The organism is Planomonospora antibiotica, from assembly GCF_014647955.1.
Classification (GTDB): Bacteria; Actinomycetota; Actinomycetes; order Streptosporangiales; family Streptosporangiaceae; genus Planomonospora; species Planomonospora parontospora.
In genome coordinates this window covers 1-13,341 of sequence record NZ_BMQE01000085.1, presented here as the reverse complement: position 1 = coordinate 13,341, position 13,341 = coordinate 1, and the positions used below count along the sequence as shown (strand labels likewise).

General features: G+C 72.6%; 14 protein-coding genes and 1 pseudogene. 10 read left to right on the top strand and 5 right to left on the bottom strand.

Annotation, left to right across the window (positions count from 1 at the left end; genetic code table 11):
* Window positions 1-349 precede the first annotated feature (349 nt).
* On the top strand, window positions 350-709 hold the full coding sequence (locus tag IEZ06_RS36945) for a helix-turn-helix domain-containing protein (protein WP_229799105.1): 360 nt from the start codon (window positions 350-352) through the stop codon (window positions 707-709).
* On the opposite strand, the gene IEZ06_RS34645 is transcribed toward IEZ06_RS36945, so the two are convergent.
* Window positions 672-1,586, bottom strand: coding sequence for an alpha/beta fold hydrolase (locus IEZ06_RS34645; protein ID WP_189240894.1), 915 nt, complete (start codon window positions 1,584-1,586; stop codon window positions 672-674). The genes IEZ06_RS36945 and IEZ06_RS34645 overlap by 38 nt on opposite strands.
* A 225-nt stretch (window positions 1,587-1,811) precedes the next feature.
* Here IEZ06_RS34645 and IEZ06_RS34640 point away from each other — a divergent pair, with 225 nt between their 5' ends.
* The 3 genes from IEZ06_RS34640 to IEZ06_RS34630 all read left to right on the top strand — a co-directional run bounded on the left by IEZ06_RS34640 (window position 1,812) and on the right by IEZ06_RS34630 (window position 4,196).
* Window positions 1,812-2,963, top strand: coding sequence for a sensor histidine kinase (locus IEZ06_RS34640; protein ID WP_189240893.1), 1,152 nt, complete (start codon window positions 1,812-1,814; stop codon window positions 2,961-2,963).
* Window positions 2,960-3,619, top strand: coding sequence for a response regulator (locus IEZ06_RS34635; RefSeq protein ID WP_189240892.1), 660 nt, complete (start codon window positions 2,960-2,962; stop codon window positions 3,617-3,619). The genes IEZ06_RS34640 and IEZ06_RS34635 overlap by 4 nt, the downstream gene beginning before the upstream one ends.
* Window positions 3,620-3,752: 133 nt before the next feature.
* A complete protein-coding gene (locus tag IEZ06_RS34630) occupies window positions 3,753-4,196 on the top strand; it encodes a hypothetical protein (protein ID WP_189240891.1) in 444 nt (147 codons plus the stop codon).
* 674 nt (window positions 4,197-4,870) lie between these two features.
* Here the strand turns inward: IEZ06_RS34630 and IEZ06_RS37915 are convergent.
* Window positions 4,871-5,218 (bottom strand): annotated as a pseudogene (locus IEZ06_RS37915) (AAA family ATPase); the annotation flags it as partial.
* 134 nt (window positions 5,219-5,352) lie between these two features.
* On the opposite strand from IEZ06_RS37915, the gene IEZ06_RS34625 reads away from it, so the two are divergent.
* The 4 genes from IEZ06_RS34625 (at window position 5,353) to IEZ06_RS34605 (ending at window position 8,664) form a co-directional block, all read left to right on the top strand.
* Window positions 5,353-6,201 (top strand): GlxA family transcriptional regulator, encoded by an 849-nt coding sequence (locus IEZ06_RS34625; protein ID WP_189240890.1) that lies wholly within the window; start codon window positions 5,353-5,355, stop codon window positions 6,199-6,201.
* Window positions 6,202-6,324: 123 nt separating this feature from the next.
* Window positions 6,325-6,942 (top strand): DedA family protein, encoded by a 618-nt coding sequence (locus IEZ06_RS34615; protein ID WP_189240889.1) that lies wholly within the window; start codon window positions 6,325-6,327, stop codon window positions 6,940-6,942.
* The gene (locus tag IEZ06_RS34610) at window positions 6,926-8,029 is read left to right on the top strand and encodes a sensor histidine kinase (protein ID WP_189240888.1); all 1,104 of its coding nucleotides are present in this window, start codon (window positions 6,926-6,928) and stop codon (window positions 8,027-8,029) included. Before IEZ06_RS34615 ends, IEZ06_RS34610 begins: the two co-directional genes overlap by 17 nt.
* Entirely contained in the window at window positions 8,020-8,664 is a 645-nt protein-coding gene (locus IEZ06_RS34605; RefSeq protein ID WP_189240887.1) for a response regulator transcription factor, read from the top strand. Before IEZ06_RS34610 ends, IEZ06_RS34605 begins: the two co-directional genes overlap by 10 nt.
* A 66-nt stretch (window positions 8,665-8,730) precedes the next feature.
* Here IEZ06_RS34605 and IEZ06_RS34600 read toward each other — a convergent pair whose 3' ends face one another.
* Window positions 8,731-9,348, bottom strand: coding sequence for a TetR/AcrR family transcriptional regulator (locus IEZ06_RS34600; RefSeq protein ID WP_189240886.1), 618 nt, complete (start codon window positions 9,346-9,348; stop codon window positions 8,731-8,733).
* Window positions 9,349-9,430: 82 nt separating this feature from the next.
* Between IEZ06_RS34600 and IEZ06_RS34595 the strand changes: the two genes are divergently transcribed.
* Window positions 9,431-10,603 (top strand): DUF418 domain-containing protein, encoded by a 1,173-nt coding sequence (locus tag IEZ06_RS34595; RefSeq protein ID WP_189240885.1) that lies wholly within the window; start codon window positions 9,431-9,433, stop codon window positions 10,601-10,603.
* Between the two features lie 204 nt (window positions 10,604-10,807).
* Window positions 10,808-11,458 (top strand): sensor domain-containing protein, encoded by a 651-nt coding sequence (locus IEZ06_RS34590; protein ID WP_189240884.1) that lies wholly within the window; start codon window positions 10,808-10,810, stop codon window positions 11,456-11,458.
* 114 nt (window positions 11,459-11,572) lie between these two features.
* On the opposite strand, the gene IEZ06_RS36940 is transcribed toward IEZ06_RS34590, so the two are convergent.
* The gene (locus IEZ06_RS36940; RefSeq protein WP_203872397.1) at window positions 11,573-12,664 is read right to left on the bottom strand and encodes a hypothetical protein; all 1,092 of its coding nucleotides are present in this window, start codon (window positions 12,662-12,664) and stop codon (window positions 11,573-11,575) included.
* 415 nt (window positions 12,665-13,079) lie between these two features.
* Window positions 13,080-13,341, bottom strand: a 262-nt coding sequence (locus tag IEZ06_RS34580; RefSeq protein WP_229799103.1) for an integrase core domain-containing protein, incomplete at its 5' end; no start/stop codon positions are given.

The following is a 13,341-nucleotide window of genomic DNA, read 5'->3' as shown; positions in this document are numbered from 1 at the left end:
GGGGTGCGCGCGTCTGGCTCGGGTCGGATCTTGGCGGGCGGGTTCGGGCGGGTGGTGCGACTCCGGGCAGAGGCGTATGTCCGACCGTGGGCAGACGCCGTACGGCCTGCCGGGCGGTAACGTCGCAACTCATCGTGACCGGCCGTTCCCACCTCACGGGCTCACCGTGACCGGCCGTTCCGGCCTCACGGCCTCACGGGCTCGCGCCGGGCCGCCGGGCGGCCTCGGCGCTGCCGATCTCGTGGAACAACCGCACGCTCTCGTCCCTGTAGGCGTCGGCGTCGGCGCCGGAGGTGGCCTCACCGAGCGTGCGGAGGACGCGGGCGGGCCCCGGGCCGACGACGCACGCGTGGACGACGTCCTGCGCTGGTCACGGACCCGGCTCCACCAGGCCATGTCGGTGGACGACCTGGCCAGGCACGCGTTGATGAGCCCTCGCACCTTCGCCCGCCGCTTCAGGGAGGTCACCGGCACCACGCCCCACGCCTGGCTGCGCGACCAGCGGCTCGATCGGGCCGAAGAACTGCTGGAGACCACCGACCTGCCGATCCAGGAGATCGCGGACCTCGTGGGCTTCCGTTCCGACGGCGTCCTGCGTGACCACTTCGTCAAACGGCACGGTGTCCCTCCCCGCGACTACCGGCGCGTTTTCGGCGGGCACCGGGAACCGGTCACTCGTCACGCGCCTGACGGGCGGCCTCCGCGGTGACGCGCTCGATGGCCTGGACGGCGACATCGGGCTGGTCGAGGTAGATGTGGTGCCCGCTGGCGGCGGCCGTGCTCAACCTGCTGCCGCCGGACAGCGCGAGCCATCTGCGCTGGCCCGCGGACCATGCCTTCTCCAGGCGCGGCCCGTACTCGGGGACGGCCGCGAGGTACTGCTCGCCGTGCTGGATCACCTCCACCGGGATGTTCCCGGCGGAACGGACCTCGCCGTCGGTGATGACGAGCTTCTCCGGGTTCTCGCCCCGGAAGAACGCGAGGTTCTGCGCGCGCAGCTCGGCCGCCGGGCCCTTGGCGGACTCGGGGATCGCCTTCGTGATGTCGGCGGCCATCGTGGACGGGGTGGCGTCCATCAGGACCAGCCCTCTGACCCTGTCCCGGTGGTCGGGGGCGTACCTGGCGGCGATCAGCCCGCCCAGCGAGTGGCCGGCCAGGACGACCGGGCCGTCACCGGCGACGCGGTCGAGCACCCCGGTCAGGATCTTCCCGGTGCCGGCGAAGTCCTGCGGGCCGTCCGGCCGGTCGCTGGCGCCCGCGCCGAGCCGATCGTAGGAGCAGACCCGGTTCCGCTTCCCCAGCGTCTCCTGGAGGGCGGCCAGCTTGTCCAGCCCGTCGCCCGCCCCGTGCATCAGGATGATGACCGGCCCGCCCTCCTCCGGGTCGCCGGAACAGGACACGTTCACCGACCGGCCCGCGACGTCGATCTTCCCGGTCCCGGAGACCGGGGCCGCATCGGCCGTCCGCGTGGCGGAGGCGAAGGGGTCCCAGTTCTCCACCGCGTCGCCGCCGCAGCCGGCGACTCCCGCGCCGAGTACGGTGCAGCACAGCGCGGCCGCGGCGGATGTCCTGATCCTGCGAAGCATGAGGTCCTGTCCTCCAGTGAGGGAGCCGGCACCGGGGCGATGCGCACGGCGGCACAGCGGGAGAGCGGACGGAGCGTCCGCGGCCGCGTCGTAAAGCTACGGAACCGGCGGTCCGGGGTCGTCCCCGTACGGTGGACATTCACCGGTAGCTCGCGCGGGGGACAGGCGCGGCCCGCGGGCGAGGGCCGTTCCGGCGTGGCGCGGTGCGGCCGCTACGCTCGCCCAATGATCGACGTGGGGCGGGTCACGGACCGGTGGCGGCGGTGCGGCGTCGTGGTCCGGGATCTGCCGTTCGGACTGCTGCTGGCCGTCGTGTCGCTCCTGCCGGCGCTGCACGGCAAGGGGACGCAGGTAGGCGACCTGCCGATCCGCTCCTTCGACGCGCTGGCGCTCGTGGCGATCGCTCTGGAGTCCCTTCCGCTCGCCGTGCGCCGGAGATGGCCGGCCGTCTGCCTCGTCCTGGTGTCGTTCGGCTTCGTCCTCGACCAGCTCCGCGCCTACCACGTGCTGGCGAGCAACGCGATGCCCATCGCGCTCATCAGCGCAGCCGCCCACCTGGAGCGCCACCGGCGCGTCACCGTGGTCCTCCTCTCCGCGGCGTACGTGCTGCTCGCCCTCGCGCTCGACCGGCTCGGCGCGGGTGAGAAGGTGGAGGGGTACGTGGTGTTCTACCTGGCCCTGGCCCTCGCGTGGGGCATCGGCGTCCGGTTGCGCTCCGCCCGCGCCGCCGAGGCCGAACGCCGCCGCCACGTCGCCGAGGCCACCCGCGCCGCCGAACGCACCCGGATCGCCCGCGAGCTCCACGACGTCGTGACCCACCACGTGACGGCGATGGTCGTGCAGGCCGAGGCCGCCCGCTACCTGACCGCCGCCCCCGACCGCCTCGACGCGACGCTGAGCGCCGTCACCGACACCGGCCGGCGGGCCATCACCGACCTGCGGCACATGCTCGACCTGCTCAAAGCCGATCACGACGCCGACGTCGGTGTACCGGCCGCCGGCGGGCTCCGCACGCTCGTGGAGCAGACCCGCCGGGCCGGGCAGCCGGTGGAGTTCACCGAGGAGGGTGGTCCGGCCGAATCGGCGGGCAGCGCCGAGTTCGTGGCCTATAGGGTCGTCCAGGAAGCCCTGACGAACGCCCTCAAACACGCCCACGGCAGCCCCACCGCGGTCCGGGTGCGCTACGGCGAGAAGGAGATCAGCGTGGAGGTCAGCACCGACGGACCCGGTTCCGGGACCGCTTCTCCCGGCGGGGGCGGGCGGGGCCTGGCCGGGCTCCGCGAGCGGGTCGAAGCCGTCGGCGGCCGGTTCGGCGCCGACCGGCAGGCGGGCGGCTTCCTCGTACGGGCCCGCATCCCTGCGGGGAACCGGTCGTGACGGCGCCGGTCCGGGTCCTGGTCTGCGACGACCAGGAGCTGATCCGCACCGGTTTCGCGACGATCATCGATGCGCAGCCGGACCTGGAGGTGGTGGGCGAGTGCGGCGACGGCCGTGCCGCGGTGGATCTCGCCCGCCGGCTGAGCCCCGACATCGTGGTGATGGACGTGCGGATGCCGGAGCTCGACGGCATCGAGGCGACCCGCCGGCTGGCCGGCGCCGGGGTGGCGGACCCGGTCAAGGTGCTCGTGGTGACGACGTTCAACCTGGACGAGTACGTCTACGAGGCGCTGCGGGCCGGTGCGAGCGGGTTCCTGCTCAAGGACGCCCCGCCGGCGCAGCTGCTGCACGGTATCCGCACCGTCGCGACCGGCGCCGCGCTGCTGGCGCCCGAGGTGACGCGGCAGCTCGTCGGCAGGTACGCGGCCCGCATCCGCCCCGCCCGGGCCGCACCGGGCGAGACCGCGCTGACCCCGCGCGAGCTGGAGGTATTGCGCCTCATCGCCGACGGCCGGTCCAACAGCGAGATCGCCGCCGCCCTGGTGATCAGCCAGGAGACCGTCAAGACGTACGTGTCGCGCATCCTCACCAAGCTCGACCTGCGCGACCGCGTGCAGGCGGTGGTCTACGCCTACCGCAGGGGCCTGGTGACCTGAGGCGCCCCGCCCGGGTGCGGCGGAGGTGGCGCGGTAGCCGTCGCGGCGGTCGGCCCGCTCGCTGCCGCGCCCCATCGGGGCCCGGCGGTCGATGCCGCCCGCATGCCCTCCGTTGGAAACGAAGATGGCGGCGGTGCCCTCCGTCCATCCGCCCTGGTCGGCGAGCGAGCGGGCCCTGGTGAACAACGAGAGCGCGTCATGCCGTCCCTGGAACGCGTGCGCGTTCGCCAGAGTCAGCGTGGCCGCGGCCATGCCCGGCACGTTCCCCTCCTCCTCCGCGGCCGTCACCGCCGCCTGCGCGCACGAGAGCCAGTCGCTCATGCTCCCGCTGGCCCAGAAATGGCTGCGCATCGCGTCGGCGAGGAGCCAGGCCGCCCGCCGCGGACCGGATCGGGCCGCATGGTGGACGGCGGCGACGAGGTTGCGGTGCTCTGCGGCCAGCCACTTCGACGCCGAGGCCGGATCGGCGAACGAGGCGGGCGTCACGCCCTCGGACGTCGCGCCCGGCGGAAGCCTGACCCAGTGGGGATGGCTCTGCTCGACGGCGGCCCGGACGCTCAGCAGATACCAGTCGTAGAGGCGCTGCCCGGCCTTCGCGACATCGTCCGGGCGCTCCTCTGCGCCGGCGCGCTCTGCGGCGTACAGCCGCAGCAGGTCGTGGAAGCGGTAACGGCCGGGCTCGTACCGGTCGACCAGGTGAGCGGTGGCCAGCCGCGTGAGTTCCCGTCTGGTCTCGGCCGCGGTGGACCCGCTGAGGGCCGCGGCCGCGTCGAGGGTGAAGTCCACCCCGGGTACGAGACCGACCAGCCGGAACAGCCGTGCCGAGCGCGGCGGCAGCGCGGCGTAGGAAAGGGCGAACGCCGCCTCCACCGCCGTGCTCCTGCTGTCGTCGATCGCCAGTTCGGCGATCCGGTCGCCTGCGCGGAGCGCCGTGAGGTACTCCTGCACCGTGCCGTAGGCACCCCGGCTGATGTTCGCCGCCGCGATCCGCAACGCGAGCGGAAGATGGGCGCAGAGCCGGGCGAGTTCGCCCAGCAGCTCCGGCGGCGCATCATGGGTGCCCGCACCGAGCAGCCGGGTCAGCAGGGCCGCGGACTCTCCGCCGTCGAGCACGTCCAGCTCGACGATCGGAGCGTCGTCGTGCACCTTCAGCCCGGACAGGTCGTTGCGGCTGGTGACGACGACCGCGCTGTGGCGGTTGGCCGGAAGGAGCGGACGGACCTGGCCGGGGCCGGTCGCATTGTCGAGCACCAGCAGCAGCCGGCGGTCCGCCGTCATGGTGCGGAACAGGGAGATCCGGGCGTCGACGTCGAGCGGGACGTTCGCCGGCGACATTCCGAGGGCCGTCAGGAAGCTGCTCAACGCGTCGGCGGCCGTTTTGGCGGCGCTGTCGGAGTAACCGTGCAGGTTGTAGAAGAGCTGGCCGTCGGGGAAGCGGTGGCGCACGCGGTGGGACCAGTGCACGGCGAGCGAGGTCTTGCCGACGCCGGCCGTACCGCTGATCACCGACAGCCTGGCCGCGGTGGGATGGGCGTCCGCGGCGGTCAGGTAGGCGTTCAGCCTGCTGATCTGCCGCTCGCGGCCGGTGAAGGTGGCGATGTCGGCGGGGACGGCATCGGGGCGGAGGCCGGAAGGGGGAGAGGCGGTCTCCTCCGCGGCGGGGACTGCCCTCCTTCGGCTTCACCGTCTGCGCCGGCGAACGCGGTGCTCTCCGCACCGATCTCGGCCACCTCATGGAGGTGGGGCACGGGCCCGAGGCCATGGGCACCGCCGACCTGGTCATCGTGCTGCCCACCGACGGCAGACCGCTGACCCTGCGCGGACCGGTCGTCGACGCGATCCGCGACGCCCACGGACGCGGGGCGATCGTCGCCGCCTACTGCACGGGATCGTTCCTGCTGGCCGGGACCGGTCTGCTCGACGGCCGCCGCGCCACCACCAACTGGAGCCTGGTCGCCGACCTGGCCGGGAGGCACCCCCGGGTCACGGTGGAACCGGAGGCCCTGTACGTCGACGAGGGACGCCTGGTGACCGGCGCGGGAGCGGCGGCGGGCATCGACATGTGCCTGCACCTCCTGCGTCGCGAGCACGGCACGGCCGTCTCGAACGCCGTCGCGAGGGAGGCGATGGTCGCGCCGCGCCGGGAGAGCGGAGAGGTGCACTACCTCCCCGCCCCGCCGGACGCCCGGGCCGCGGGCGGGCCCCGGGCCGACGACGCACGCGTGGACGACGTCCTGCGCTGGTCACGGACCCGGCTCCACCAGGCCATGTCGGTGGACGACCTGGCCAGGCACGCGTTGATGAGCCCTCGCACCTTCGCCCGCCGCTTCCGGGAGGTCACCGGCACCACGCCCCACGCCTGGCTGCGCGACCAGCGGCTCGATCGGGCCGAAGAACTGCTGGAGACCACCGACCTGCCGATCCAGGAGATCGCGGACCGCGTGGGCTTCCGTTCCGACGGCGTCCTGCGTGACCACTTCGTCAAACGGCACGGTGTCCCTCCCCGCGACTACCGGCGCGTTTTCGGCGGGCACCGGGAACCGGTCACTCGTCACGCGCCTGACGGGCGGCCTCCGCGGTGACGCGCCCGACGGCCCGGACGGCGGAATGAGGTGCTCGTCCACCCGGATCTGTGGTTTTCCGCAGTCCGGGACGGCCACGCGCCTCATTCCGGGCCTATCGTGATCGTTCATAGCCTTCGAGGCATGACGGATTGGCTGATCGAACTGATGGAGATCCTCGGCGCGCCGGGTGCGGGTCTGGCGATCGCGCTGGAGAACATCTTCCCGCCCCTGCCCAGCGAGGTGATCCTGCCGCTGGCGGGCTTCACCTCCGCCAAGGGCGAGATGAACCTGCCGGGCGTGCTGGCCTGGACCACGGCGGGCTCGGTCGCGGGCGCGCTGGCGCTGTACTGGGTGGGGGCCCTGCTCGGCCGCGAGCGCACGCTGGCCCTGGCCGCCCGGATCCCGCTGCTGAAGGTCTCCGACATCACCAGGACCGAGGCGTGGTTCCTCAAGCACGGCCGCAAGACCGTCTTCTTCGGGCGCATGATCCCCATCTTCCGCAGCCTCATCTCGGTCCCGGCCGGGGTGGAGCGCATGCCGCTGGGCGTCTTCACGCTGCTGACCACGGCCGGCAGCCTCGTCTGGAACACGGTCTTCGTGCTGGCGGGCTACGTCCTGGCCGAGAACTGGTCCGTGGTCGAGACCTACGTCGGGATGGGCACCAACGCGGTGATCGGCCTGGTGCTGCTGGCCGTGGTCGTCTTCGTGGGCACCCGGCTGGCGGAACGGCACAAGGGGCGGCATGCGCTCCGCGGTTAGGGGGCTGCGCCTGCTGGGGGCGGTGGTCCTCGGGACCGTCACCGCCCTGCTCGACCTGGCCTTCCTGCTGCCGGCGCTGCCGTTCGCCCGGCGCGGCGGCGTGCGGGAGGCGGCCCGGCGGCTGGCCGTGCTGGACGCCCGCCGTCTGGGGCTGGACCCCGCCGCGCTGGGACTCGGCGCGGTGCGCGGGGACGGGCGGGAGATGCGCTACCTGGCGGCCAGGGCACCGGTGGGCGTCCTGGGCGGTCTGGTCGTGGTCCTGCTGGGCATCGGCGCCGGGTTTGCCGGTGTCCTGGCCTGGTCGTGGGGGAGGGGGCTGCCGTTCGACGGCATGTCGCCGACCGCGCCGCTGCTGGCCTACGCGGCCCTGGCGGGGGGCGTGCTGCTGTTCCTGGACCTGTCGGGCCTGGTGGGGGTGTACGCGCTGGAGCGGCGGCTGGCGCAGCGCCTGCTCGGTCCCGATCCCACCGAGGCACTGCGGCGCCGCATCACCGAGCTGTCCGAGAGCCGCGCGGGCGTGCTGGCGGCCGTCGACGCCGAACGGCGCCGGATCGAACGGGACCTGCACGACGGGCTGCAGCAGCGGCTGGTGGCACTGTCCATGCTGGCCGGGCGGGCGCGCCGGGGCCGGCCCGAACTGCTCGACCAGATACACGAGCAGGCGCAGCAGGCGGTGGGCGAGCTGCGCGAGGTGGCCTGGCGGGTCTACCCGTCGGGGCTGGACTCGCTCGGGCTCGCCGACGCGCTGGCCGGGGTGGCCGAGCGCTCCGCCGTACCGGTCAAGGTCGTGTGCGAGCTGCCCGCGCGCCCGCCGATGGCGGTGGAGACGGTGTCGTACTTCGTGGTCAGCGAGGCGGTGACCAACGCGGCCAAACATGCCGGCGCCACCGCGGTCACCGTCGAGGTCCGCGGGGATGACACCATGGTCGTCGTGTGCGTACAGGACGACGGCGTGGGCGGGGCGGATCCGGCGGGCGGCGGCCTGTCGGGGCTGGCGCGGCGGGTGGCCGCGCTGGACGGCCGTTTCACCGTGGCCAGCCCGGTCGGCGGGCCGACCGTGATCACTGCGGAGCTGCCGTGCGGGTGATCCTGGCCGAGGACTCCATCCTGCTGCGCGAGGGTCTCGTGCGGCTGCTGGAGGAGGAGGGCCACGAGGTGCTCGCCGCCGTCGGCGACGGCCGGGCGCTGGTCGAGGCGGTGGAGGCGCGGGAGCCCGAGGTGGTCGTGGTGGACGTGCGGATGCCGCCCACGCACACCGACGAGGGTCTGCGCGCGGCCCTGGAGATCAGGCGTCTGCGGCCGCGGGTGAAGGTGCTGGTGCTGTCGCAGTACGTGGAGAAGAAGTACGCCACCGAGCTGATGAGCGGGGACATCGACGGTGTCGGCTACCTGCTCAAGGACCGGGTGGCGCAGGTCGGCGACTTCCTGGACGCGCTGGAGCGGGTGGGCGCCGGGGGCACGGCCTTCGACCCGGAGGTGGTGCGGCAGCTGCTGGCGCGCACCACCCACGCCGACCCCCTGGCCCGGCTGACCGGCCGGGAGCGCGAGGTGCTGGAGCTGATGGCGCAGGGCCTGACCAACGCCTCGATCGCCCAGGCGCTGCACGTGTCGCAGAGCGCGGTGGAGAAGCACGTCAACGCGCTGTTCGACAAGCTGTCGCTGTCCCACACCACCGGTTACAGCCGCCGGGTCCTGGCCGTCCTGCGCTACCTCGGTTCCTGAGGCCGTACGGCGGGCGCTCCGGCCGGCGGGGCGCCTCGACGTTCCGGCGGGCGTCGGCCTCCGGGCTCATGCGCGCGCTGCCCGCGGTCCTCCCGGGCCGAGCCCGAGGGCGGGCAGGATCGCCTGGTCGACGATGGCCGAGAGGTCCTCGTCGCCGGGCGCCGTCCCGGTGTCGATCAGGCGCTTGGTGACGAGAGCCTCGCCGATGTCGGCCACGACCGGGGTGAGCAACTCGGCCGGGAAGCGGCCCCGGTCGGCGTAGTGCTGCAGCACGGTACGGGTGAAGGTGCCGCCCCGGTCGGCGAAGACCCGCTCGAACAGCGCCTCGGACACCAGCGCGGCGCCCTTCGGATCGGTGAGGATGGCGGCGACCGCGCGGCCCGCCGGGCTCAGGGCCCACTCGACCATGAGACGCAGGGCACGGATGAGGTCGCCCCGCAGGTCGTCGGCACCGGGCGTGGGCTCCTCGACCGGGTGCTGGTGGTAGAGGGCGTCCAGGAGCACTTCGAACGGGTCCGACCAGCGGCGGTACAGGGTGGTGCGGGGTGTCGCCGCGCGTCGGGCGATGGCGTCCATGGTCAGCCGCCCCGCACCCACCGCCACCACTTCCTCCAGCACGGCGTCGTGGATGGCCTTGATCAGCTCTTCGCCGCGCCGGCGGGTCCGGGCATGGTGTTCGCTCATCGCCCCCCCTTGCTTAGCTACACGGCTGTATCGTACCTTGAGTTTCAGCTACAGTCGTGTATCTAATTCTGAAGGGACGGCCATGTCCGTCGCCCCCCTCGCCCCCGTCCACGGGGCCACTCCTCTCACCCGGCGCGTGCTCGCGCCCGATCTCTCGCGCGGGCTGATGCTGCTGCTCATCGCGTTGGCGCACGCGCACATGTACCTGTCGGGCCACGAGACGGGCTTCCGCGGCTACGCTCTCGACGGCAGTCCCCTGGACCGGCTGGTCGCCGGGGTGCAGATCCTGCTGGTGGACGGGCGCGCGCTGCCCATGTTCGCCGCCCTGTTCGGCTACGGCCTGGTACAGCTCACCGACCGGCAGCTCGCCGCGGGCAGGAGCTGGCCGCAGGTGCGCACGGTGCTGCGCCGCCGGAGCCTGTGGCTGCTGGCGTTCGGGTTCTGCCACGCGCTGCTGCTGTTCTTCGGTGACATCCTCGGCGCGTACGGGCTGATCGGGCTGGTGCTCGTCGGATTCATCCGGCGCGAGGACCGGTCCGTACTGCGGGCCGCCGTCGCCGGGCTCGTGCTGCACGTCGTGGTGCTGTTCGGCTTCGGGCTGCTCACCGTCTCCGCACCGAAGGGCGACACGCCCGCCGCCATGGCGGACCCGGTCGAGGCGACCGTGATGCGGCTCATCGGGTGGTCCGGGATGACGCCCACGTACTTCGCCGCCAGCGCGGTGCCGGCCTTCCTGTTCGGGATCTGGGCGGCTCGCCGCCGCATACTGGAGGACCCCGTGGGGCATCGGGACCTGCTCGCCCGGGTCGCTGTCATGGGCACAGGACTGGCCGTCGCCGGCGGGCTGCCGCTGATGCTGGTCGACATCCGGATCTGGACGCCGTCGGACCTGGTGGCCGTGTCGGCGTACGCCCTGCACAGCGTGACGGGCATCGCCGGCGGGCTCGCGTACGCGGCGATCATCGCACTGGCCGTCGGCCGGATGCGGCGCGGATGTCCCGGCCCGGTCGTCACGGCCCTCGCCGCGTGCGGCCAGTGGTCGCTGACCTGCTATCTCCTCCAGTCGGTGATCTTCGTGGCGGTGTTCGCGCCGTACGCGGGAGGGCTCGGCACACGGGTCGGCGACGCCGCGGCGTCCGGTATCGCCGTGGTCGCCTGGCTGGCCACCGTGGTGCTCGCCGCGCTGCTGGCACCCGGTGGGCGGAGGGGGCCGGCCGAGGCGGCGCTGCGGCGGCTGACGTACGGGCGCCGCTGACTCGGCGCAACTCTCAGCGATCACACCCTCTGCCGGCGGGCGCTGGGCCTGGTCTTCAACCTGCGCCCCGGCCACCACCCGACGGCGGCCGACAGCCCCCTTCGGGATGGAGACCATCCCACCGGGGAGGATAGGGCCAGCCCTACCCCGGGAAGCCTGCCGGCAGGATCGATCTCCCCGGCCGGGGCTCATAGCGTTGCCCCCATGGACCTCCTCACGCGCCGCATCGGCACCGACACCCGCTACCTGCTCCTCGGTTTCCCCCTGGCGATCGTCGCCTTCTGCCTGATGGCCATCGGCTTCTCCCTCGGCGTGGGGACGGTGGCCATCTGGGTCGGGGTGCCGATCCTGGGAGCGTCCCTGATGCTCGCCCGTGGCTTCGCCGATCTGGAGCGCCGGATGCTGCCGGAGGTACTCGGCCACCCGGTGGCCCGGCCGCGCTACCGGCCCACCCCGCGGGGGGCCGGGATGTTCCGCCGGCTGGCGAACCCGCTGACCAGCGGCCAGTCCTGGATGGATCTGCTGTACGGCATCGTGAACCTCCCGGTCGCCATCGTGACGTTCTGCCTCACGGTGACCTGGTGGGCCGGGGCGATCACCGGGCTGACCTATCCGATCTACGGGTGGATCCTCGAAGGGATCCCGGACAACACCGGCCTGGCCGAGTTGCTCGGCTTCGGTGACGGCGCCCTGATCGGCGTGGTCATGACCACCGCGATCGGCGTGCTGTTCGCCGTCACGCTGCCGGCGGTGATCCGCGGCGCGGCGCTGGTGCAGGCCGGGCTCAGCCGGGCCATGCTGACCGGGGCCGCCGAGCTGCACGAGCACATCGACGACCGGGTTCGCATCAGCTAGCCGACCGGGTGGGCGCCGGAAACCCGGCCGGTGAGGGTGACCTGCGGTTCGGTGCCCGAGCGTTCGCTGTGCGTGATCGTTTTTCGTGGTGTTGCGGCTCGCTCCATCTGATCTTCATCCGGTCGCGGGTCGGCTGACGAGGAGTGCGCAGACCGGCCGGGTGCGGCGCAGGTAGGACCAGGCGGCCACAGCCAGGGCGATGCCGTACACGGCGAAGGCGCCCAGCCCGATCCAGGTCACCAGCAGGGCGTCGCCCGGGGTGGGGAAGTCCCCTCGGGAGACGGTCACCGCGCCTGAGGTGCCGAGTGCGGCGTAGACGAGTCCGATCGCTCCGTAGGGCGCGAGCGTGGCGGCGCCGATCAGCGCGGGGGCCAGCGGCAGCCAGCGCGGCACCCGCCGGCCGCGCAGGACGGGCGTCCACCGGGGAAAGGTCTGCCCCCACGGCCGCACCAGGCCGAAGATGAGGAAGACCCCGAGCGCGGCCAGCAGCGCTGTGGCGTCGATGCCCCGGCGTTCGAGGGCGAGTAGCGCCCCAGAGGCGCCGTTGCGCTCCATCGTCGCCAGCATCTGTGCTCCGCTGACGCCGGCGAAGGTCCCGCCCAGCGCCCAGATCGTCTTCATGGCCGCGTACGGCAGGAACGCCGCGGCGCCCGCGTAGGCCAGCACGCGCACGCGCGGCGGCGCGGGGGTGGGCTCCGGCCTGCTCCGTGCGGTGGAGGAGGTGTGGACGGCACCGCACCGCACGCAGGCGCCAGAGGAACGGTGGGCGCGGGTCGTGGCGATGAGCAGCAGCACGCCGATCGCGGCCAGGGCCCGGTTGGCGGTCGCCGTCCAGCTGTCGACACGCTGGGTGAAGACCAACGTGACCACGTCCATCAGCAGGCCGAATGCGGCCGCGCCGATCAGCACGCACAACCCGATCAGCGTGACGGGGACGACCGGCCGGGGAACGCGTCGGCCCCAGGACCGTACGGCGGCCGAGACCGTCACCGCCGCCGAGGCGGCCACGGCCACGCTGATCCAGTTCAGAGCGACCGGCAGCGGCTCGTCGGCACGGTAGAACATCGGGGTTCCGGTCAGCGCCGTGATCAGACCGAACCCGCCGTACAGCAGTGCCCAGCCGAGAGCCGCATACCCCGCCCACGACGACCACCGACGCCATCGGCCGGGCGGCGGCCCGTTCACCGTACGCGCGGGTTCACTCATGATCCGACCGCTGGAGCGCTGCCGTGGTGCGCGGTGTGTTCGCCATGCTCCCGCACGCTATGCGGGCATCCCTGTGGTGAAGCTGAGACGGGCTGAGAGGGCGCACAGGAGCCTTTGTTCTCGGCGAGATGGTGCAGATCGCCTCGCCCGAGTTCCACTGACAACGACAGGGCCTCAAGCCGAGTGAAACTCGCATTTATTGCCGGCGATCGAGTGTCATGGCAAACATATCGGTGAAGCTCGTTGAGCGACGTACTTTGATTTCAAAGTCGATTCGGCTTGCGGTTTCGATGGAACGTCATTTCCTGCTTCGGCGGGAGTGCAGACTGAACACGGTGATCAAGCGGCCGTCGGCAGAGCAGGCGAAGTCCCGGTCGTTGATGGTCGCCCTGTGGGTGCCAGAAACCCGGCCACCCTATGCGGCCTGCGCATACTCATGGATCAGCCCACCGAGACGATCACGGCGAATGACCTCGATATCGGCCTCGACCGGGTCGGGGAGGGACCGAAGGGGAGCGGCTTGGCCCAGGGATCGGTGCGGGCGGTGCTCGTTGAAGTGGGTCTCGTACGTGACCAGCACCCGTCGCAGGTGACGGGCGTTGACGATCAGCATCCGGTCAAGGAGCAAGGCCGCGTAGTTAAGCCGTGATCCCTGCTGTCGACTTGGCTGTTTCTGC